A 22957-nucleotide genomic window follows, 5' to 3' on the forward strand; every position below is an offset into this window, starting at 1 on the left:
AATTACTTGGTCAATTTGTTAAAGAGCGTTTGAGCCGTTGCTCAATCAAGGTGGCGTATTCTACATCGTCTCGCCGCCTTGTCAACCGTTTAATTCGAGAGAAGTTAAAAATGAACCTTTTCGAATCAAACCGTCACTTCTTAAACCAGATGAGCCATTCTACAGCGTTTACTCATCTTGTCAACCACTTGCTCGAAGAAAGCATTTAAAAATCTTCAATTTATTCAAGTGGTTACTCTTTGCTCGGGAAGCCTCTCAACTGTGCTCTCCTCGAAAGAGATGCGCATTCTACAGAGCTTGGCGCGGGTGTCAACGGTGCAATGCAACTTTTTATGACTTTATCCCTGTCACGCCGATCTCAAGGTCCACTTTAGCACTTTCATAGATGAACCGGGGCCTTATCATCCCGCTTACAGACGAACCTCGACCGCCCTAACTGCAGCGATTGCTTTGGCCTTTGCCTCTTCTATAGTGGCCCCTTGTGCCAGAGCAACACCCATCCGCCGACGCCCCACGAGTTCAGGCTTACCAAAAAGCCTTAACTGCACATCCGGCTCTGCAAGCGCTACGCTCAACCCGCTGAAGGCTACAGGTGAGGAATTCCCTTCTGGCAAAATTACTGCTGACGCAGAAGGACCCTGCTGCCGAATAACCGGAACCGGCAATCCGAGTATGGCTCTTGCATGCAAAGCAAACTCCGACAAATCCTGAGATACCAGCGTAACAAGACCAGTATCATGGGGCCGGGGAGACACCTCTGAGAAATACACGTCGTCCCCGCGTATGAACAACTCCACTCCGTATACCCCATAGCCACCCAGATTCTCGGTGATTTTTAAAGCAACGTCACGCGAACGCTCCAGTGCTTTAGCCGACATGGGCTGCGGCTGCCAGGATTCACGGTAATCGCCCTCTTCCTGGCGGTGCCCTATAGGCTCGCAGAAGCTAACGCCGCCGGAGTGCCTGACGGTCAGCAGGGTTATTTCATAATCAAATGTCACAAAGCCTTCAACAATAACCCTACCCTTTCCCGCACGACCGCCTGTTTGCGCGTACTCCCAAGCGGCGTCAATCTCACTTTCATCGCTAACCGTACTCTGCCCTTTACCAGAGGAACTCATTACCGGCTTAACAACGAGGGGCATTCCTATCGCCTTGACCGCTTCCAGGAATGCCTCTTTTGTGTCAACAAACCGGTAAGGCGACGTTTTCACTCCCAGCTCTTCTGCAGCCAGGCGCCGAATCCCTTCCCTGTTCATAGTCAGGTGGGCTGCCCTTGCGGAAGGTATTACCCTATAACCTTCCTGCTCAAGCTTGATCAATTCAGCTGTCGCAATGGCTTCGATTTCGGGCACAATGAGGTCGGGTTTTTCAATCTCGACTATGTTCCTTAAAGCCTGTGCATCCAACATATCTATTACGTGGCTACGATGAGCCACCTGCATGGCGGGGGCATTCGGGTAACGGTCTGCTGCAATTACCTCAACCCCATACCTCTGCAACTCTATCGCCACTTCTTTGCCAAGCTCACCTGAGCCACACAGCAATACCTTAAAAGCGTTTGCTTTAAGTGGCGTGCCCAGCGTTACATTCCCTACTTCATTCAAACCAGATCCTCCTGCAAGTACCTGAAATCTCTCAGGCATCCTTTTTGCGTTCAGTTAAAGCGCCACTTCCCGCTCCCGCTCAGCGACTTTCACAAGCACAGCTTTACGCTCGCAGTTGGTCATTGATGTCCAGCTCAGGATCTCATCACTGGTGCGCTGACACCCTATACATACATCCCGCTCATCAAGAGCGCATATACTCACGCAGGGCGATCGAACTTTATCCTCAACAGCCATAACAAATTCATCTCAGTTTTTTACAGGCTTCAAGCTTTTCATATAACGGCTTGCATTGTGTACATAGTGCGCGGCACTGAGTTCGAGCATCTTCTTTTGTTGCTCGGCGAGTTCCCTTTTGATTTTTCCCGGCGACCCAACCACCAATGAGCCGTCCGGAACAACCATTCCTTCAGGGATAAGGGTGTTCGCACCAATAAGGCAGTACTTTCCGATCTTGGCACCATTCAAAACAACCGCATTGATACCGATCAGTGAATAGTCCCCAACCTCACAACCGTGAAGCATGGTTTTATGACCAACTGTAACACCCCGCCCTAGCGTCAGCGGGATACCCGGATCTGTGTGGAGAACAGAGCCGTCTTGAACGTTTGTCTCTGGTCCAATCGTAATAAGCTCGTTATCTCCACGGATCACCACGTTGAACCAGACACTGCTTTTATCGTGAAGCTCCACATTGCCAATCACCGTCGCATTCTCTGCGACAAACTGACTACTGCCTTTTAACTCCGGGACACGGCCATCCAACTCATAGAGCATTCTATTTTCCTTATCATGTTCGGGGTTTGAGCAAATCGATATCAGCATCGTACACAGCATTTAAAAAATCGACCAGAACCACAGCAGAGAGCCCCCAAATTTGATATCGCTCCCACCGGTAGCAAGGCACATGAATTGTCTGATCCTGAAAAGGGATTGCATCTGTTCGCTCGCGCTTGTCTTCGAGAAAGAAAGAAAGAGGTACACGAAAGACGCTATCAATTTCACCGGGGTTTGGTTCCAACGGATACTCCACCGGCACAACACCAACGTATGGAGAAACAAGTATCCCGTGAAGTGACATTACCTGGCTCAGCGGTGAAATAATTTCCACCTGATCTGGCGGCAGGCCAATTTCTTCATGGGTTTCCCGCAGCGCTGTCGCGGCCAACGACAAATCTCCGGGATCTCGCTTTCCGCCCGGGTATGCAACCTGCCCGCGATGGGTGCTCAAATTCGCCGAACGCAGCGTAAATATCATTTCCGGATTGCCAGTATCGTCAGTAACCGGCACAAGGATGCCTGCTTCGGTATAGTTCAGATCGAGCTTCCGAGGCGCATAGTCCGTTAAACGCTGTACAAGTAAATCACGCAAACCGGAACTCCTGGAAAAATCTGGTGTTGAATGAGACAGCAGTAGCTACGATCATTAAACTTAACATTCGTTGAATTCAAGTATACGGGGAAAAATATGAAGTACTGCAGCACATGCGGCCATCCGGTTAAACAGCGTATCCCCGAGGGCGACAACCGTCACCGCTATGTGTGCGTTAACTGCAGCACAATACACTATCAGAACCCACGCATCATTGCGGGCACTGTTCCGGTATGGGAAGGGAAGATCCTTCTTTGCCGTCGCGCGATTGAACCTCGTTACGGGTACTGGACGCTTCCTGCGGGATATATGGAAAATGGCGAAACTACGGTTGAAGCGGCCGAGCGCGAAACTCTGGAAGAGGCCCTGGCCGAAGTGAATGTTAAAGGCCTCTATTCGATTATCGATGTTCCGCATATTAACCAGGTGCACATGTTTTATAGGGCGACGCTCAAAAATGAGAAATTTGGCGCTGGCGAGGAGTCCCTTGAAACCCGCCTGTTTGCTCTGGATGAAATCCCCTGGGACGATATTTCTTTCCCTACTGTGCGCAAAACCCTGGAGTTGTTTCTGGAGGATCTGAAAAATGATTCCTTCGGTGTGCACATACGTGATATCCGGCGCCCTATCGCCACGACCCGAAGCAAAGACGATCTATAATACTTCCATGCGATAGATCTCGTAAGCAGGCTCTTCATAGGGGTGAGCCTGCTTGAGCGCCGCAACCGCTTTACGGATTAGTTCGTCGGTGCAGACAAGCTCAACCTTGAATTCTTCCACAACCTCCAGCCCCCCACGCTCTCCCAAAAAAGGGTTGCTACCCTCGAGGGGACGAAACTGTCCCTGCCCACTACATTGCCACGCACAGGAATCGTAATCACCTATGCGCCCCGCACCAATATCAAAGAGTGCTTGTTTGGTTTTTTCCAAATGTGTTCCGGGCACGAAATAGCATATTTTATACATAAAACCCCCTTTGGGCAGGACATTTTTTGTACAGATTAATGACTTAGGCACTTACCCACAGATTCTGTGGATAACTCTGGGGAAAGTTTTGGGGAACACCTCTATAAACCCCGTATTTACTGCACTCTCGTTAAATTGGTGACAAATTCACCTGATAAATTTAATCACTATATTTCAATGAGTTACAGGCCTTGCGCAAACATTGAACGCCAATGCACTACATTGTTCACAGAACGCACAAGACAGAACTCTTAATGTGCATAAACATACTGAGTCAAGGAGTATTTTTCCAATATAGCCGCTTTATTTGCTTGATAAATTCAAAAAACCCGAAAATCAGACACAAAAAAACCGACTCCAGTAAGCTCTCCTTTTGAGGCTCGCCGAAGCCGGTTTTTCCAGTCGTACAATCGTTCAGCTCATCAGCTAAACCAGCGTCTGGCATTACGGAACATGCGAATCCAGGAACCGTCCTCCTGCCAATCCGCGGGGCGCCATGAGTGTTGGACAGCGCGGAACACACGTTCAGGGTGAGGCATCATAATGGTAATACGACCATCCCGAGTAGTTGCCCCAGCTATGCCATCTTGCGAGCCATTTGGATTATAAGGATAACGCATCGTCGCTTGGCCCCGATTATCAACGAAGCGCAGAGCTACTCGCTCGCTTTCTGCGAGCTCTGAAGCAGACGCACTGCCTGAAAACTCTACCCGGCCCTCACCATGAGCGACAGCTATTGGCATGCGGGATCCTGCCATTTCTTCCAGGAATGCTGAAGGTGACGGCATTACCTCAACCATCGCCAACCGTGCCTCGAATTGTTCCGACTGGTTGCGAACAAAGCGTGGCCATCCCTCACTGCCCGGAATTAGCTCGTGCAGGTTGGACAGCATCTGACAGCCATTACATACGCCCAGTGCAAGAGTGTCCTGGCGGTTAAAGAAAGCGGCAAACTGGTCACGAACACGGTCATTGAACAGAATGGATTTCGCCCAACCTTCACCGGCACCCAGCACATCCCCGTATGAGAACCCGCCGCAAGCCACGAGACTGTTAAACGTCTCGAGATTCACTCGTCCGGATAGCAGATCGCTCATGTGCACGTCAACAGACTCGAAACCAGCCCGGTCGAACGCCGCGGCCATCTCAACCTGCCCGTTAACACCCTGCTCACGCAATACAGCAACTTTCGGGCGAATACCCTTGTTGATATAAGGTGCCGCAACATCCTCGTTCACATCGTAGGTAAGTTCAGCATGAAGCCCAGGGTCATCCGCATCAAGCAGGTTATCAAACTCTTCCTGCGCACAATCTGCGTTGTCCCTGAGGGACTGTATGCGATAACTGGTCTCAGACCACAGACGCTGTAGATCGGTTCGCGAATCATCTGCAACCATTTCGCCTTCAAAGGCCAGTCGCAGGCGATCCTGATCATTCAATGTGCCAATAACACTGATGTGGTCCCCCAAGCCAGCAGCTGAAAACTGCTGCAGAACGAAATCCGTGTCACCCCTGCGCACCTGAATAACTGCGCCCAATTCTTCATTGAACAACTCGCGCACTAACTGGCTAGCGTCGTCCGCCAATCCATCGAGTTTGATATCTATGCCGGTATGGCCAGCGAAGCACATCTCTGCAAGCGTCACGAACAGACCACCGTCCGAGCGGTCGTGATAAGCCAGAAGCTTTTCGTCGGCATTCAATCCCTGGATAACCGCAAAAAATGCTTTGATATCTTCCGGATCGTCGAGATCAGGCGCCACGGCACCAACCTGACGGTATACTTGAGCCAAAGCCGATCCACCCAACCGATTCTGCCCAGCGCCCAGATCAATAAGGATCAGATCCGTGTCTCCGGCATCCGTTATCAGCTGGGGCGTGAGGGTGCGTGAAACGTCGGTGACCGGTGCAAACCCACTGACAATCAAAGAAAGTGGCGCAGTAACGCTCCTCTGTTCGCCGTTATCCTCTTCCCAAACCGTCTTCATGGACATGGAGTCCTTGCCCACAGGAATGGTAATTCCCAGCTCCGGACACAACTCCATACCAACGGCGCGCACTGCTTCGTAGAGGTTTTCATCCTCTCCGGGATGGCCGGCTGCCGACATCCAGTTCGCTGACAGGCGAATATCAGATAGCTTGCAAATTGCAGCGGCTGCCAGGTTGGTAATGGCTTCCCCTACTGCCATCCGGCCAGACGCAGGCGCATCAATGGTTGCGATCGGCGTACGCTCGCCCATGGCCATGGCTTCACCAGCCAGGACATCAAAGGAGCTTGCCGTAACAGCAACATCACTGACTGGCACCTGCCATGGACCAACCATCTGATCTCGTGCAACAAGCCCGGTAATTGTGCGGTCACCTATGGTGATCAGGAAATTCTTGGAACCTACCGAGGGCAGCCTCAGAACTCTGCGAATGGCCTCATGGAGACCAATCTGGGTGGAGTCAAACAGCGGCTTGCTAAACGATGTTCTGTTAATACTCCGGTGCATTCGGGGCGGCTTGCCAAAAAGCACATCCATCGGCAGATCAACAGGCTTGTCGTTGAAATAAGAATCGCTCAACTCAAGATGATGGGCTTCAGTTGCCTCACCAATAACGGCATATGGGCAGCGTTCACGACGACACAGAGCATCGAAAAGCTCCAGGTTCTCGGGAGCCACTGCCATGACGTAACGCTCCTGAGATTCGTTGCACCAGATTTCCAGTGGTGACATGCCGGGCTCATCGCTGGGAATATCCCGCAACTCAAACTTTCCGCCACGACCGCCGTCCTTCACCAATTCGGGCATCGCGTTGGACAGACCGCCCGCACCAACGTCATGAATGAAGCACATAGGGTTCTGTTCACCCATCTGCCAGCAGCGGTCGATCACTTCCTGACAGCGACGCTCCATTTCCGGGTTGTCACGCTGCACGGACGCAAAATCGAGGCTCTCATTGCTGGAGCCGGAGTCCATAGAGGAAGCAGCGCTGCCCCCAAGACCGATAAGCATGGAAGGACCACCCAACACGATGAGTTTGGCGCCTACAGGTATCTCGCCTTTTTCAACGTGCTCTGCGCGGATGTTACCAAGACCGCCAGCGATCATGATGGGCTTGTGATAGCCACGAACTTCATCACCCGCGGGGCCGGCAACCTTCTCTTCAAATGTCCGGAAGTAGCCGGCGATATTGGGACGGCCAAACTCATTATTGAATGCGGCGCCGCCAATGGGGCCCTCAATCATAATATCCAGAGCAGAAGCGATCCGCTCAGGCTTGCCGTAATTGATTTCCCAGGGCTGGGGATCATCTGGCATGTTGAGGTTAGAGACAGTAAAGCCTGACAGCCCAGCCTTCGGCTTGGAGCCGCGACCGGTTGCGCCTTCATCACGAATTTCACCGCCGGAGCCAGTTGCAGAACCCGCTGCAGGTGCTATTGCCGTCGGGTGGTTATGGGTCTCCACCTTCATAAGAATGTGGATGTCTTCCTGGTTATAACCGTAAACGCCAGTTACCGGATCCGGGAAGAAGCGGCCGCCACGACTGCCCTGGATAACCGAAGCATTATCCTTATAGGCAGACAGTACGCCTTCGCTGTTCATTTCATAGGTGTTACGGATCATGGCAAACAGGGATTTCTCCTGGCCCTCACCATCAATATCCCAGGATGCATTAAATATTTTGTGGCGGCAGTGTTCGGAGTTTGCTTGGGCAAACATCATCAGCTCTACATCGGTAGGATCCCGCTCGAGACCTACAAACGACTTCACGAGGTAATCGATTTCATCATCCGCCAGAGCCAGCCCAAGGCGCCTGTTTGCCTCTACCAGCGCGGTTCGACCGCCGGCCAACACAGAGATTCGCTCCAGAGGACGCGGCTCATCACGATTGAACAGCAACTGGGCGCCGCCCATTTCATGAAAAACCTTCTGGGTCATGCGGTCGTGGAGCAGCGCGGCAACATTCTCGCGCTGGTCGAGACCTAGCTTTTTGCTTGATTTAATATAGAAGGCCGTACCGCGTTCAATGCGCTGAATCTGACGCAAACCACAATTACGGGCGATATCCGTTGCCTTGCTGGACCAGGGAGACAAAGTTCCCGGGCGCGGCACAACGAGGAAAAGCACGCCATCTGGCTCTTCAACCGGAACGCTGGGACCATAGGTCAGCAGCCGATCAAGGATGGCCTGCTCGGAATCGGAAAACGCGCCCTCCAGATCCACAAAGTGCATAAACTCGGCATAAACATGCTCAACCTCAGGCACAATGGCCTTGATTCTGGCAAACAGCTTATGGGAACGAAATGGTGAAAGCGCGGGAGCGCCGCGAAGTTCAAGCATGATATCAACCTGTATCGCGCGAAACGGGGAAGTCCGGGTGCATTCTGAGAAGGCGCATATCATACTCGAAAGCTCCGCCGGGATACAGCGCTGGAAAGCTTATTCCGATAGCTTACATTTGACATTATTTTGCGCAGCAATTGATCAACTTGATTGACCCCTTTCACTGCAACAGGGATCATTGGGTTGTGGACATGGAGTCCACACGCACCACGACACCGGATGCCGCCAGCCAGTTTGCGCGCATCCTGTTGATCCAGCGGTAACGGAGAACAGGGACTTGCCAAGAATTTTGACTGTATACAATGCAGCAACGGCTTACAGATCGTTCCTCGCCTGTACACTGGCCTTGCTTGCCCTCGCAGGTTGCAGCCAGCCGAGCACCCTTCAGGAAATTCGCAACGAGGGTGTTCTGCACGTGATTACCCGGGTCGCGCCTTCTATCTATTATGAGGGGCGCGAAGGCCCCACAGGCTATGATTACGAACTGGCCAAACTCTTCGCCGACGAACTGGGAGTCGAACTCCGCCTCCGGATTGCGGAAGACAACACCGAAGTTCTTTCCGTCCTTTCCCGTGATTTTGCGCACATAGGGCTGGCGGGTTTGTCTGCGCAACCACTTTTTGAAAACCAGTACAAAACACTTCCCACCGGCATTATGGCGCAGTCGGTCGTTGTTTATAATCGCGATGTTGAGCGGCCCGAAACCCTTGCAGACCTGACGGGGCAAATGCTTCATCTGGTTCCCGACAGCAACCACGAGTATCAGCTTCAAGCTCACACGGACGCAGCTTCAGGTGTTTCCTGGCAAGTTCATCCAGGGCTGGATGCTGCTGGCATTCTCGCACGCGTTGAAACCGGCGAGCTCTCCTACGCGGTCGTTTCGTCCAACGAACTAGAACTGAACCACGTCTTTTTCCCTCAGGTTAAGCAGGCGTTTGCGCTTGGAGACGCCAGCGAACTGGCATGGCTGCTCCCGGCAAGCCAGGACGACTCGTTGGCGGGTGCAGCCAAGGCATTTATTGAAAAAATGCAGATCAATGGCACCATCGCTCAGCTTTCAGAGCGCTTTTACGGGCACCTGGACCACCTGAACTATGTTGGCGCCCGTACCTTCATGCATCATGTGGAAAACCGACTACCAACATATGAGTCTCTTTTCCGGGATAACGCTGCCATATTCAATATGGACTGGCGCCTGCTCGCGGCTATTGGTTATCAAGAGTCGCACTGGCGCCCGAATGCGGTGTCCCCAACTGGGGTTCGTGGGCTGATGATGCTGACGCGCAACACAGCAAACTACATTGGTATCAACAATCGACTGGATGCGGAAGAGAGCATTCAGGGCGGCGCCAAGTATTTCCGCATGGTGCATCGGAGAATTCCCGAGCGCATTGCAGAGCCTGATCGCACCTGGTTTGCTCTGGCCTCTTATAACGTAGGCTACGGACACCTGGAGGATGCTCGAAGGCTCACAGAAAGTGCCGGAAAGAACCCGGACCGCTGGATGGACGTAAAAGAGTTTTTGCCACTACTCGCGCAAAAAGAGTGGTACAAACAGACCCGCTACGGGTACGCCCGTGGCCACGAACCAGTCCTCTACGTCCAGAATATTCGCCGATACTACGACGTACTCGCCCGAATGATGGAGCCAACGGATAATGTAACTGCTTCAACCTCACCGTTTGTCGGCCTGGAGCAGAGCACAGATGCACATTCCTCGGCAGAGCTTACGGGAGATGGCGCTGACATGAGGGCCGGACTGCCCCCCGAGCTTGGAATGATACCGCCAACGCTATAACGCCTAGAAGTCGAGATCAGATTCATCGCTGACGTCCAGAACCCGTTCTACCTGACTAGCGGTAAACCCCCTGCGAGTTAAAAACCGGGCCTGCCGCAGCTTTTCGTCCCAATCATCGTTAAGATCCGACAGCCCGAAGCGCTTTTCCCTCAGCAAAAGGGCATTTCGAATCCAGTCGGCATCACCAAGTTCGTCAACGCAGGCTGGCGCCTGATGAATACCACGTTGCTGCAATTCAGCGAGTACTTTCAACGGGCCATAACCCAGATCAATTCGTTGCCGGGAATAGACATCCGCAAACCGGTTGTCATCCAACCAGCCTTCACTCTCATAGTCGTCCAAAACCAGTGAAATGATTGAGCTATCAAGCTTCCGCTGGCGTAATTTCAGGGCCAACTCCTGTCGGCTGTGCTCTCGACGAGCAAGCAATCTCAGCGCGATCGAGCGCACTTTGTATTCCTGTTCGTCGCTATTTTCCTGTTTTACCATTCAGCCCTTCCCGCAAACGTTCACAAAACGCTAGACTAGCTCCGATTTTATAATGTCGACGCAGGTTTTGACCCTCACACCTGAACCTGCGACAAACGTTTCCGGCACTCTGAGCCTGAATATCCGAGTGCCGATGGCCGGTGCCGGTTTACTTTGCCCGACACCGCAGACTGGTTTCAATCCCTAAGGATAACGTCATGGCTGCATTCCTCCAGAAACTGTTTAAATCCCGCAAACCCGCTCCATCAGGTCGCAAAGCGCCAGATCGCCCTCAACCTCCGGCAGAACCAGTGGAGGACAAACGCGCAGAGTTAAGGGAAGAGCAGCTTCAGATGTTGCAGGGCACCCCAAGTCAGGAAATTGCGGCAAACCTTGCCATTGAGGGCTCAACAGCAGACATCCGGCTTAGAGCTGCTGACTTGGTGCAGGATGGCGATCTCCTGCAGCGCGTACAAAAGCAGGCCAAAAGCCGCGACAAGGGCGTGTATCAACTAGTACGGCAAAAGCTGCAGTCTATCAGGGAAGAACAGGCCATAAAGGATGCCATTTCGGACACTATCACGACACTGATCCGTAATGCCCACGATCAGGCTAAAAGCGACGACACCAGCCTGTTTGAAGCCCGCCTGGAAACACTTCTCAACCAGTGGGCGAAGGTAGAGGGCAGCGCGACACCCGATCAGACAAGCGATTTCCTTAAGTCCGCACACCGCTGCAGAGAGCGGCTAGCCGAGGTAAAAGCAGCTCAGGATGCAGAAAAACTCGAGATTGAGCAGCGACTTCAGCGCGACGAAACCCTCGAACTGATTGCGCAAACCCTGAATGATCTCCGGCAACAACCCACAGACAATCTCGCGTCACTTGCATCACTGGACGCACTCCAGAAAACGCAGGAAAACCGCTGGTTGGAGGCTACCCGTGAGACTCACGTAGACAAGCAGCAACAGAAATCCTATGAAATGTCGATGATGGCGCTCCGCAATTACACCAGCGCGGTCCGCCATATCACCCAGGCAAAAGAATCACTGATTGCCATCTCGGAGACCAATATTCAGGAGGCAACCCCTGAAGACCAGAAGCGCGCGTCAGATATCCTTTCTGAGATTAATTGGCCTCAAGGCTTCCCTGCCCCAGACATGCTGGAACCCGCACGCAAGCTGGCCGGCAAGCCCAAGGCTCCGGCAACGACCAGCAAGGATAACAAGCAGCAACAGGTGTCATCGGAAAACCTGAAAGCCACGCTGGATCAACTGGAAGAAGCCCTGGAAGCCAAACAACTCAAGAGCTCCCGTGAACTCCTGAAAACTGCCCAGCAACATTTGAAATCCCTCGACCATCGCAATAGCAAGGGATTTCAAGCCCGTATACAACTGCTGACCGGCCAGCTCAGGGAACTAACGGACTGGCAAGGGTTTGCCACTGAACCCAAACAAATCGCTCTTTGTGAGCAGATGGAATTTCTCGCCGAACAGTCCATGGAGCCAGAAGCTAAGTCCGAGCGCATAAAAGACCTGCAAAAGGAATGGCGGGAACTGGGTGGATCATCAGATCGCCTCTTGTGGGCACGCTTCAAACAGGCTTCCGACAAAGCGTATGAGCCCTGCAAAGCCTACTTCAAAGCCAAATCCGGCTTGAAACAGGCGAACCTGGATAAGCGCAAAACGATCTGCGCCGAGCTGGAGCTTTTTGTTGACGGCGCAGACTGGAGCAGCATCGACTGGAAAGCTGTCGAACATATTCTTCAAACAGCCCGCCAGGAATGGAAATCTGCCTGGCCGGTGGAATTCCGGGATAACCGGCAGGTGCAGAAGCAGTTCGATGGTTTACTGAAAAAGCTTGAAGAGCCCATTGAGCAAGAGCGTCAAAAGAATGAAGCTCTGAAGCTGGCAATTGTTGAACAAGCACAGGCTTTGACCACCCACGAACCTTTGCAGGAAGCCATGAACAAGGCAAAAGCACTGCAGTCGGACTGGAAGGCGGTTGGTATCACCCGTCACCGCGAAGATCGCAAATTGTGGCAGGCATTCCGCAAGGCCTGCGATGAAATCTTTGCTCGCCGGGAAGCTCAGCGTACGGAACAAGAGCACGCGGCAAAAGAAGCCGATTCGGCAGCAGAAACCTTGCTGCAGCAGGTTGCGAGTGTCGACTCCGATCAAGATGAGCAGTCGCTGGCCAAAGCCATTACTGACCTACGCGGCATTGATGTTGCTCAGACATCAGCAGCAGTAAGAGAGCAAGTTCAGCAAGAAAAACAGCGATTGAGCCAAGCGGTTGCAGCACAGAAACTCAAAGCGGGCATCGCCGAATGGCAGGCACTTGTACTCGCGCGCGCCGAAGGCGACCTAGCTCCGGATATTTTGCCAGATAAGTGGGCGGCCCTTGCTAGAAATGTGGGTGAATTGAACGACCAGGAAATCGTCATTCGCGCAGAGATTCTTGCCGGCATACCCTCTCCTGACGCAGAACAAACAAAGCGTATGGCAATACAGGTTCAACGGCTGGCTGCAGGCATGGGGTCCACGGAGAAAACGGACAATGCTTTGCAGGGCATCGAAGGCCTTGTAGCAGGGTGGTGCCTCAAGGCACCTGATGAAGGAGCCGACCTGTCGTTGGCAAACCGTTTGAACAGGGCACTGGATAGCCTGATTGCAGGCTAAATCTCGGGAGCCTCACTCCCGCTGATGTTCCCTTACAAACTCCCTGGCATTCTTGACTGCTGCCAGGGAGTTGTCTTTCATACCTCTAAGCTCTTCGTCCGCCAAATAAAACATCATATCGATGGTGTGCCGGTAGTATCGGGAAGGCAGCCGGTTCAAGGCCACACACATAACATCAGTTAAAAAATCTGCAGTGTCCCCGGGTTCTCTGGTCGCCTCTATAGCATCCATCACCAAACGTTCGTAAAAATTGTCGATAGCATTATTAAAAGACATGGCGCCGCACCTTTTAAGCCCATTTTTGGGCATCCGCAAAACCTCTCACCCAATCCTAAACATAGAAGTCGCAGGCTCGCCTGTCACTACCTCTGAGCAATTTTGCCAACGCGATTGGCAGGTGGCGTCATTACCCACATGGCCATCAAAGGGCTATGGTGACGTTTCTCGAAAATAAATCCCCAAGCAATAAACACCAGAGGACAAGCAATGACCACCGAGGCGTATATCTTCGATGCGGTCCGCACTCCCAGAGGGCGTGGCAAGAAAGACGGATCACTGCACAGTGTAAAACCCATTACGTTACTGACTACTGTGCTCAATGCGCTGCAGGAGCGGAACAACCTCGATACCTCTCAGGTAGACGATATTGTTCTCGGCTGTGTTACCGCCGTTGGTGATCAAGGTGCAGATATCGCCAAGACAGCCGCACTCGCAGCTGACTGGGACGAGAAAGTCGCCGGCGTTACCCTCAACCGGTTCTGCGCATCAGGCCTTGAGGCCGTTAATCTGGCAGCCATGAAAGTCCGCTCCGGCTGGGAAGACCTGGTTGTTGCTGGTGGCGTGGAGTCTATGTCCCGCATCCCTATGGGTTCTGATGGTGGTGCCTGGGCCATGGACCCGCACACCAACATGCATACCGGCTTCATGCCGCAGGGCATCGGTGCCGACCTTATTGCCACGCTGGATGGCTTCAGCCGTGAAGACGTCGATGGTTTCGCCGTCAAGTCGCAGCAAAAAGCAGCGAATGCCTGGAAGAACGGATACTTTGCCAAGTCCATTGTTCCTGTTACCGACCAAAATGGCGTCGTAATTCTTGATCGCGATGAGCACGTTCGCGGTGACACCACCATTGAGTCTCTTTCTGGCCTCAGACCTTCTTTCCAGATGATGGGAGAAATGGGCTTTAACAGCGTGGCTCGTGAAAAGTATCACTACGTGGAAACAATCAATCACGTGCACCACGCCGGCAATTCCTCTGGCATGGTAGATGGCGCAACCGGCCTTCTGATTGGCAGTGAAGCCAAGGGTAAGGAAATGGGGCTCAAGCCCCGTGCTCGCATCGTAGCCACTGCGGTCACCAGCACCGATCCGACCATCATGCTGACAGGCCCTGCCCCGGCTGCGCTCAAAGCGCTGGAAAAAGCCGGCATGACCGTGGATCAGATCGACCTGTTTGAAGTAAACGAAGCCTTTGCCTCTGTGGTAATGCGCTTCCAGAAGGAACTCTCGGTTCCGGATGAAAAAGTGAACGTCAACGGCGGTGCAATCGCCATGGGCCACCCTCTCGGCGCTACCGGCGCAATGATTGTGGGCACTCTGCTGGACGAGCTGGAGCGCCGTGAGTTGCGCTTTGGTCTGGCGACGCTATGCGTCGGCGGCGGCATGGGCATCGCCACTATCATTGAGCGGGTCTGAACCCCACACTTTTTCTGTAAGGAGAACCGATTATGAGTGCCATCCGTTATGAACTGGGTTCAGATCAGATTCTGACCCTCACCATCGATATGCCCGGCCAGTCTGCGAATACCATGAACATGGCATTCCGTGAAGCCCTCGACGAAACAGTCTCCAAGGTCCAAGGCGACCTGGAAAACATTCGTGGCATTATCATCGCCTCTGCCAAGAAGACTTTTTTCGCTGGTGGCGATCTGAACGAAATCCACAAAGTTACCCGTGACGACGCTCAGGCCTTTGAAGACATGGTCAACGGCATGAAGGCGCAGATGCGTGCGCTGGAAACCTGTGGTAAGCCTGTCGTTGCTGCAATCAACGGTGCTGCGCTGGGGGGTGGATTCGAAATTGCTCTGGCTTGCCATCACCGAATCGTGCTGAACAACAACAGCATTCAGCTGGGTCTTCCGGAAGTCACGCTTGGCCTGCTCCCAGGTGGCGGTGGTACTCAGCGCCTGCCCAGAATGATTGGCCTTGAAGCAGCATTCCCGCTGCTGATGGAAGGCAAGAAGCTACGCCCTGCTGCCGCCCTGAAAGCCGGCATTATTGACGAGTTGGCTGACTCCCCCGAAGACATGATGGCCAAGGCTCGTGCGTTTATCGAAGCCAACCCCAAGTGCCAACAGCCTTGGGACCAGAAAGGCTACAAAATGCCAGGTGGCGCGCCCCACCATCCTGCGATGGCTCAGAAGCTGCCAATCGTGCCGGCCATGCTAAAGCAGAAGACCAAAGGCTGTTACCCGGCGCCTGAGTGCATTCTGGCAGCAGCGGTTGAAGGTGCCCAGGTAGACTTCGATAGCGGCAGCCTGATTGAAACCCGCTATTTCGCTGAACTGGTGATTGGCCAGGTCGCCAAGAACATGACAGGCACCTTCTGGTTCCAGTTGAACGATATTAATGCCGGTGGTAGCCGTCCAGAAGGCGTAGAGAAAGAGACCTTTAAAAAGGTGGGTGTACTGGGCGCGGGAATGATGGGTGCTGGTATCGCATACTCCACCGCTATCCGCGGTATAGATGTAGTGCTAAAAGACGTCACTGTCGAAGGCGCTGAAAAAGGCAAAAGCTACTCCGAAAACCTGCTGTCCAAACAGGTTAGCCGCGGCCGCATGACCGAAGAGAAAAAAGCGGAAATTCTGGGCCGCATCAAGGCTACGGACTCTGCCGCCGACCTGGAAGGCTGCGACATGGTGATCGAAGCCGTGTTTGAAGACAGCGACCTGAAAGCCAAGGTTACTGCAGAGGCCGAGCCGAAGCTTGCAAACAACGGCATTTTTGCCTCTAACACCTCCACGATTCCCATCACCCAACTTGCAGAAGCTTCCGCCAAGCCGGAAAACTTCATCGGGCTGCACTTTTTCTCTCCTGTAGACAAAATGTTGCTAGTGGAAATCATTGTTGGCGAGAAGACTTCAGACGAAACATTGGCAAGAGCGTTCGACTACGTTCAGCAAATCGGCAAAACACCGGTGGTTGTGAACGACAGCCGTGGCTTTTTCACATCCCGCGTTTTCGGCACCTTTGTTAACGAAGGGATCTCCATGCTGGGCGAAGGTATTCACCCCTCAAGTATCGAGAATGCCGGTTTGCTCGCAGGCATGCCTGTCGGCCCACTGACCATTTCCGATGAAGTCAGCATGACTCTTATGCACCTCGTTCGTAGCCAGAGTAAAAAGGATCTGGAAGCAGCCGGCGGCACATGGAAGCCACACCCTGCAGAAGCGATCATCGACCAGATGGTTAACGATCATGGCCGTCCAGGCAAGGCTGCCGGTGCCGGTTTCTATGAATACCCCGCCAAAGGCAAAAAGTACCTGTGGCCAGAACTTGAAACTCTCTATGTGGACAGCGAAAAAGCCCGCAAGGTCGAGTTGCAGGAACTGAAAGACCGGATTCTGTTCATTCAGGCCATTGAAACCGTTCGCTGCCTGGAAGAAGGCGTACTGCGCACCGTGGAAGATGCCAACATTGGTAGTATCTTCGGTATCGGGTACGCACCCTGGACTGGCGGCGCCATACAGTTTATTAACCAGTATGGTGTGAGAGCGTTCACAGAAAGAGCCAAAGAACTGGCTGCAGCCTACGGCGAGCGCTTTACCCCACCCGCGTTGCTGCTTGAGCACGCAGAGCAGGAAAAGCCCTTCGTCTAAAGGTGCTGAGCGGCGGAGGACACTGTCCTCCGCCGCTCGTTATACCTGGAACAATCCATACAACTCTCTCGATGTGCCCATGATCAAGCGGCATCCTGTGCAGCACGCCATTGCTACAATTCTCGGTAAACCTCCTCTACCCTGTTGATTCCTTATCTTTTTATGACTGAAAAACACCGGGTCATGGACAGATTGTCACGAACCGATACGTCATACCTATAGCAACGGGTGTAGCCCTTGCCTACAATAAATCTATCAGCCCACGGGTTAACCGGTTCCAGAACTGTCTGGCAGGTACCCAGCATCGTCAGGTATCTATCTATGACCATCGCGGAAAAAGCATCTGTTCGTCGCGCCCCGCTCAAAGCCGGCCGGATGGGTGTGTGCAAAGCGCTTACCGTCGCCTTGCTGCTGTCAGCACCTTTTGGCGCACAGGCAAAAGCGGTCGAACCGGAAGTCTATACACCGGTTGCGCCAACGATTGACCAGGCGCGCGCCAACATTCTCATTGCCAGGCAACTGCAGTTCACCCATTTCCGCGACCTGGGTATCAGCGACAAGCTTTCCGGCGATGTGTTTGACGCCTACCTGAACTATCTGGATGGCCAGCGAGTCTATTTGACTGGTGGCGACATTCAGGCGATGAACAAAGTCAGAAACCGGTTGGGGTCTGCCCTCAAAACCGGCCAATTGCAGCCGGGGTTTGATATCTACAACCTGGTTCAACAGCGGATCATCGAGCGCCTCCAGTTCGCGCTGGAAACCCTCGACGAGGGCATCGAAAAGCTGGACTTCACCACAAATGAGACCATTCTGCTTGATCGTTCAGAAGCCGATTGGGAGCCGGATCAGCAGGCTCTCGATGCACTTTGGGTTAAGCGCATCAAAAACGCCGTATTGGCTCAGCGCCTTAACGGTGCCGACGACGCTGATATTATCGATACCCTCCAGCGGCGCTACGAAGGCCAGCTTAAGCGCGCCTACCAGGCCCGCAGCGAGGATGCGTTCCAGGCTTATATGAATGCTTTTGCCGGTATGTGGGATCCTCACACCTCTTATTTTTCGCCGCGCACCTCTGAAAACTTTAACATTAATATGAGCCTCTCCCTTGAAGGTATTGGTGCGGTTCTGCAAGCGGACAACGAGTACACGAAAGTTGTCAGGCTGGTCCCCGGTGGCCCTGCGTCCAAGCAAGGACAGCTCAAGCCCGCCGATAGAATTGTTTCGGTTGCTCAAGAAGATGAAAGGCCGGTTAACGTGATCGGATGGCGACTGGATGAAGTGGTCGATCTCATCCGCGGCCCACGCAATTCCTTGGTAACGCTGGAAGTCGTTCCTGCCAGTTCAACTGATGAAACCCTGACCAAGTCCATCTCCATCAACCGTGATGAAGTAAAACTGGAAGAGCAAAGCGCCAGCAAAGACACCATCGAGCTTGACCGCAATGGCGAGAAGTACACCGTTGGCGTGATTACCATTCCGACGTTTTATGCAGATTTCCGTGCTATGCAGGCCGGTGATCCCAACTACAAAAGCACGACACGTGACGTGCGGAAGCTAATTGCAGAGCTTCAACAGGATGGAGTAGACGGTCTTGTAATGGATCTGCGCAACAACGGCGGCGGCGCCTTGCATGAGGCCAATGACCTGGTCGGCCTGTTTATCGATACCGGTCCAACCGTGCAAATTCGTAACTCCAGCAACGAAGTTCAGGTTCTCAATGACGACGATGCATCCGTTGCCTACGACGGGCCTTTGGTCGTGCTTACCAACCGCATGAGCGCATCGGCTTCCGAGATTTTTGCGGGTGCTATTCAGGACTATGGCCGCGGTCTGGTGGTGGGTTCACAAACCTTTGGTAAAGGCACTGTGCAGGCCGTTCGTCCCCTCAACCACGGTCAGCTGAAAATCACCCAATCAAAATTCTATCGGGTATCGGGCGGCTCCACCCAGCACAAAGGTGTGATTCCGGATATTGAGATTCCTTCCCGTATCGACAAAACCCGTATCGGCGAAGATGCTTTGGACCATGCTCTGCCCTGGGATCAGATCGACGCCGTTCCCCATACCCGCTACTTTGATTTCAGCGGCATCATTGAAGAACTTCGCAAGCGTCATGACGATCGTTTTGCGACGAGCCCGGATTTCAGACTCCTACAGCAAGAAATCGACTTTCTGAATGAACAGCGCCAAAGGAAAACCGTAAGCCTTAACCTGGACGAGCGAACTATTCAGCAGGAGCAAATAGAACGTACCCGGTTGACCATTGCCAATGCACGCAGGGAACTGCGTGGTGAGGAGCCTTTTGAAAATCTGGAAGAGCTTGAAGACTGGCAGGATCAGCAAGCAGCAGACCTTGGATCTAGCGATGAGGAGCTCGACTTCGTGATTCGTGAAGGCGGTGACATCATGGCGGATATGCTGGAGCTGGATAAGCGCATGGCCTCCATCCTTACCCCGCAGCAGTTTGCAGCTCAGGCGGAAGCTCTGTAATGAGCCAAAAGGCTGACAAACCGGTAGCCAACGACCAGGAACGTCAGAACAAAGCGCGAGCCATGCAGGACATGCTTCTGGATGCGCTGCACGCCATGCGCTCCCAGGAAGAGGTGGATGTGCTGCGCAAACCGACACCGTCGGCTTCGGAAAAAGCGCCTGAAGGCATTATCGACCGTCTTGCCAGCCTCACCGGATCGGCCTTTCGCTTCGGTGCTCGTGCTACGGATACGTCCTTGCGCGTAGGTCGGGCATTGATCAACTCCCAGGACCAGCTCAGAGCTATGCTGGTAGCCGGGCAGTCTCTCAAGGATATTCGGGAAGTGGCCGGGCTGACGATTTCGGAAATGAGCGAAGCGCTCGATCTTCGTGATAAATCCGTTCTTGAAGCCATCGAGAACGGCACTGCCACCCTATCCTTTGAGCTCATACTCCGCTTTACCGCTCTCATTGCACGGAATGATCCCATCCCGTTTATTATGCGAACCACCCGGAACTACAACCCGGAAGTTTGGCAGATCCTGAATGACTGGGGTGTTGCGCGAGTACCCTTGCAGTTTGAGCGGGAGCGGGAATTTATCAATATCTTCCGCCGACACGATTCGGCCCGAACGCTCTCGGATGAAGGCTTTCGCAAGGTTCTGGATTTCACCCGGCAGAGTTTTGAGATGTCCCTGCACTTTGCTGAGGATCAGGAAAAGCAGGTGGCGGAACTACGGGAAAGCCTTGCAAAACAAAGCGACGAACTCCCCGCCAGCAAGTCCGCCACTGGCAAAAAGCCCTCAGCCAAATAGCCCGTGCATCCCCGAAACACCCGGATTCTGCACCACACCTTTTTCCGTTACGATCAGATCGATCAAGCTTGCTGGCGTTACGTCGAACACCGGGTTGAACACCGGCACGCCCTCCGGGGCTAGCGGAATGCCTCTTATCTCCCGAACCTCTGTGCCACCCCGCTCCTCGATCGGGATTTCTGCACCAGACTTCAGCGCCATATCCACGGTGCTGGAGGGTGCCACAACCATAAATCCAACCTTGTGATACCGCGCCAATACCGCAAGGCCGTAGGTGCCAATTTTGTTGGCAACATCGCCATTGGCTGTAATCCTGTCGGCACCCACGATGATCCACCGCACCTCACCCGCTGCAAGAATCGCTGCCGCTGCGCCATCGGCATTCAGGGTTACCGGGATACCATCCCGCATTAATTCCCAGGCAGTAAGACGGCTGCCCTGCAGCCAGGGCCGGGTTTCATCCGCGTATACTTGTTTCAGCAGGTTTTTCTCATGCAGCCGACGAATAACACCCAACGCGGTGCCGTAACCACCGGTCGCAAGCGCACCTGTGTTGCAGTGGGTAAGGACCGAGACAGGAGCTGGATAGCCGGAAGAAAGCTCCATCGCTTCAAGTGCGTAATCTGCCATTGCGAGGTTCGCGGCAAGATCCTCTTCATGAATGGCAATGGCTTCATCTTCCAGCCGCTGCCGGGCTTCATCCAGCGCTGCACAGCCCTCAAGCACTTGCTCCATTCGCTGTAAGGCCCAGAACAGGTTCACAGCCGTTGGCCTTGATGCAGCCAACTCCCGGACAGCCATTTTGATCTCAGCTTGCCAGTCATCACCTTCAGCTTTCCGGGCAGCCAGTGCGACACCGTATGCAGCACTGATACCAATCGCCGGGGCGCCGCGCACCACCATGTCGTGAATGCTCTGCGCCACGCCGGTAGCGGATTCCAGAGATAGCCAGTGCTCCTTTGCAGGCAGCAAGCGCTGATCCAGCAATTCCAGGCTGCCACCCTGCCACCGAAGGGCAACCGTACCTGCAGATCGCGGATCAGAAGAAGGGGTATGTAAAGGTCGGGATTCTCTGGGATTATTCATCGTCTGGCTCCGCTTTCATAACGCTGAAAACGGCCAGTATAACGGTTATACTTCCGGGCTACATTTTATCGTTCGGCGCGCTTGTGCATTCCTAAGCGCACAATCGCATTTGTCGCCGGCACTGCAAGGTAGGGTTAATGACGGCAGATACTATCACCGCAGCCGATATGCGCATCAACGCTCGATGGCTGATTCCAATAGAGCCTTCCGGAGTGGTGCTTGAGCATCAGGCCGTTATTATTCAGGGCTCGCGGATTGTGGCGGTATTGCCCGTGGCACAGGCAGATCGCGAGTTCCGTACCCGAGAGACCATCAACCTTCCCCACCATGTGGTTATGCCCGGGCTGATCAACATGCATGGGCACGCCGCAATGTCGCTGTTCCGGGGCATGGCAGACGATCTCCCATTGATGACCTGGCTTAATGACCACATCTGGCCTGCGGAAGGCCGCTTTGTCAGTGAACAGTTTATTATCGACGGCACGCAGTTGGCCATGGCAGAAATGCTGCGAACCGGCACAACCACATTTTCAGACATGTATTTTTTCCCGGAGATTGTGGCCCAGTTGGCTCACGATACCGGCATGCGCGCTCAAATCTGCTTTCCCTTGCTGGACTTCCCCACGGCGTGGGGCAGCGGGCCAGATGACTATCTGAACAAAGGCGAGGCGCTGATCAATGAGTGGAAAGACAACACTTACATCATGCCAGCCATTGGCCCCCATGCGCCCTACACTGTATCCGACGAGCCGCTGAGCCGCGCTGCTGCACTCTCCAAGAAAACCGGTGCCCGCATTCAGATTCATCTACATGAAACCGAATTTGAAGTGACAGAAGCTAAAGAAAAACACGGTGAACGCCCAATTGAACGGCTTGCGAAACTTGGTGTTCTAGGTGCTAAAACCCAGTGTGTCCACATGACCCAGGTCAGTGACTCAGACATTACCCTGCTAGCGGACTCTGGCGCGCACGTTATCCACTGCCCCGAATCCAACCTCAAGCTCGCCAGTGGTCTTTGTCCTGTTCATAAACTCCTGGAAAATGGCGTTAATCTGGCCATAGGCACAGACGGTGCCGCCAGCAACAATGACCTGGATCTGTTCGGCGAAATCCAAACAGCCGCTATGGTCGCCAAGGTCGTCGCCAACGAAGCCACCGCACTTTCTGCCCATCAGGCACTGCAGGTGGCAACGATTAATGGCGCGAAAGCGCTGGGGCGGGAGCATGAGCTGGGCTCATTGGTGGCTGGCAAGCTGGCAGACATTATCGCCATCGACCTCAGCGATCCTTTTATTCAGCCGGTTTACGACCCTGCATCCCATCTTGTGTACAGCAATCATGGCCGCGCGGTAAGCCATAGCTGGATTGGCGGCGTACCTCAGGTACAGGATGGCAAATTGACGCGTATAGACGTACCGGATCTCATGCTCCGCGTTAAAGACTGGGCCGAGAAAATCCGCGAACAGCAGGCGGTCTAAACGAATTT

General features: G+C 53.5%; 18 protein-coding genes. 9 read left to right on the forward strand and 9 right to left on the reverse strand.

Going from position 1 to position 22957, the window contains the following annotated elements:
• Positions 1-209 (forward strand): hypothetical protein (locus RG807_RS14670; protein WP_309045559.1); only part of this gene is annotated, 209 nt, incomplete at its 5' end.
• Positions 210-410: 201 nt separating this feature from the next.
• Here RG807_RS14670 and purT read toward each other — a convergent pair.
• The 4 genes from purT to RG807_RS14690 are packed head-to-tail and all read right to left on the reverse strand — an operon-like array spanning position 411 to position 2979.
• Positions 411-1607 (reverse strand): formate-dependent phosphoribosylglycinamide formyltransferase, encoded by a 1197-nt coding sequence (gene purT, locus RG807_RS14675; protein ID WP_309045560.1) that lies wholly within the window; start codon positions 1605-1607, stop codon positions 411-413.
• Positions 1608-1661: 54 nt separating this feature from the next.
• Entirely contained in the window at positions 1662-1844 is a 183-nt protein-coding gene (locus RG807_RS14680) for a DUF1289 domain-containing protein (RefSeq protein WP_200204070.1), read from the reverse strand.
• 12 nt (positions 1845-1856) lie between these two features.
• On the reverse strand, positions 1857-2384 hold the full coding sequence (locus tag RG807_RS14685; RefSeq protein WP_309045561.1) for a gamma carbonic anhydrase family protein: 528 nt from the start codon (positions 2382-2384) through the stop codon (positions 1857-1859).
• A gap of 13 nt (positions 2385-2397) precedes the next feature.
• On the reverse strand, positions 2398-2979 hold the full coding sequence (locus tag RG807_RS14690) for an NUDIX hydrolase (protein WP_309045562.1): 582 nt from the start codon (positions 2977-2979) through the stop codon (positions 2398-2400).
• A 96-nt stretch (positions 2980-3075) separates the two neighbouring features.
• On the opposite strand from RG807_RS14690, the gene RG807_RS14695 reads away from it, so the two are divergent.
• A complete protein-coding gene (locus RG807_RS14695; RefSeq protein ID WP_309045563.1) occupies positions 3076-3639 on the forward strand; it encodes an NUDIX hydrolase in 564 nt (187 codons plus the stop codon).
• Here the strand turns inward: RG807_RS14695 and RG807_RS14700 are convergent.
• Both RG807_RS14700 and purL read right to left on the reverse strand, forming a co-directional pair.
• Positions 3634-3945, reverse strand: a complete 312-nt coding sequence (locus tag RG807_RS14700; RefSeq protein ID WP_309045564.1) for a YqfO family protein — start codon at positions 3943-3945, stop codon at positions 3634-3636. The genes RG807_RS14695 and RG807_RS14700 overlap by 6 nt on opposite strands.
• Before the next feature lie 422 nt (positions 3946-4367).
• Positions 4368-8273 carry a phosphoribosylformylglycinamidine synthase gene (gene purL / locus RG807_RS14705; protein WP_309045565.1) on the reverse strand — a complete coding sequence of 1302 codons (3906 nt, stop codon included), beginning with the start codon at positions 8271-8273 and terminating at the stop codon, positions 4368-4370.
• 289 nt (positions 8274-8562) lie between these two features.
• On the opposite strand from purL, the gene mltF reads away from it, so the two are divergent.
• The gene (gene mltF, locus RG807_RS14710; protein ID WP_435404682.1) at positions 8563-10074 is read left to right on the forward strand and encodes a membrane-bound lytic murein transglycosylase MltF; all 1512 of its coding nucleotides are present in this window, start codon (positions 8563-8565) and stop codon (positions 10072-10074) included.
• Between the two features lie 3 nt (positions 10075-10077).
• On the opposite strand, the gene RG807_RS14715 is transcribed toward mltF, so the two are convergent.
• On the reverse strand, positions 10078-10563 hold the full coding sequence (locus RG807_RS14715) for a regulatory protein RecX (RefSeq protein ID WP_309045567.1): 486 nt from the start codon (positions 10561-10563) through the stop codon (positions 10078-10080).
• A 197-nt stretch (positions 10564-10760) separates the two neighbouring features.
• Here RG807_RS14715 and RG807_RS14720 point away from each other — a divergent pair, with 197 nt between their 5' ends.
• The gene (locus tag RG807_RS14720; RefSeq protein ID WP_309045568.1) at positions 10761-13220 is read left to right on the forward strand and encodes a DUF349 domain-containing protein; all 2460 of its coding nucleotides are present in this window, start codon (positions 10761-10763) and stop codon (positions 13218-13220) included.
• Positions 13221-13232: 12 nt separating this feature from the next.
• On the opposite strand, the gene RG807_RS14725 is transcribed toward RG807_RS14720, so the two are convergent.
• Positions 13233-13496, reverse strand: coding sequence for a late competence development ComFB family protein (locus RG807_RS14725; RefSeq protein WP_309045569.1), 264 nt, complete (start codon positions 13494-13496; stop codon positions 13233-13235).
• 210 nt (positions 13497-13706) lie between these two features.
• On the opposite strand from RG807_RS14725, the gene RG807_RS14730 reads away from it, so the two are divergent.
• The 4 genes from RG807_RS14730 to RG807_RS14745 all read left to right on the forward strand — a co-directional run bounded on the left by RG807_RS14730 (position 13707) and on the right by RG807_RS14745 (position 20385).
• Entirely contained in the window at positions 13707-14915 is a 1209-nt protein-coding gene (locus RG807_RS14730) for an acetyl-CoA C-acetyltransferase (RefSeq protein ID WP_309045570.1), read from the forward strand.
• Positions 14916-14947: 32 nt separating this feature from the next.
• Positions 14948-17098 carry a 3-hydroxyacyl-CoA dehydrogenase NAD-binding domain-containing protein gene (locus RG807_RS14735; RefSeq protein ID WP_309045571.1) on the forward strand — a complete coding sequence of 717 codons (2151 nt, stop codon included), beginning with the start codon at positions 14948-14950 and terminating at the stop codon, positions 17096-17098.
• A gap of 321 nt (positions 17099-17419) precedes the next feature.
• Complete coding sequence (locus tag RG807_RS14740; protein WP_309045572.1) at positions 17420-19591, forward strand: carboxy terminal-processing peptidase; 2172 nt, start codon at positions 17420-17422, stop codon at positions 19589-19591.
• The gene (locus tag RG807_RS14745; RefSeq protein WP_309045573.1) at positions 19591-20385 is read left to right on the forward strand and encodes a helix-turn-helix domain-containing protein; all 795 of its coding nucleotides are present in this window, start codon (positions 19591-19593) and stop codon (positions 20383-20385) included. Before RG807_RS14740 ends, RG807_RS14745 begins: the two co-directional genes overlap by 1 nt.
• Here the strand turns inward: RG807_RS14745 and mtnA are convergent.
• Positions 20374-21471, reverse strand: coding sequence for an S-methyl-5-thioribose-1-phosphate isomerase (gene mtnA / locus RG807_RS14750; protein WP_309045574.1), 1098 nt, complete (start codon positions 21469-21471; stop codon positions 20374-20376). The genes RG807_RS14745 and mtnA overlap by 12 nt on opposite strands.
• 137 nt (positions 21472-21608) lie before the next feature.
• Between mtnA and RG807_RS14755 the strand changes: the two genes are divergently transcribed.
• Positions 21609-22949 (forward strand): TRZ/ATZ family hydrolase, encoded by a 1341-nt coding sequence (locus RG807_RS14755; protein WP_309045575.1) that lies wholly within the window; start codon positions 21609-21611, stop codon positions 22947-22949.
• Positions 22950-22957: the final 8 nt, after the last annotated feature.

The organism is Marinobacter sediminicola (genome assembly GCF_031157525.1).
Taxonomy (GTDB): domain Bacteria; phylum Pseudomonadota; class Gammaproteobacteria; order Pseudomonadales; family Oleiphilaceae; genus Marinobacter; species Marinobacter sediminicola.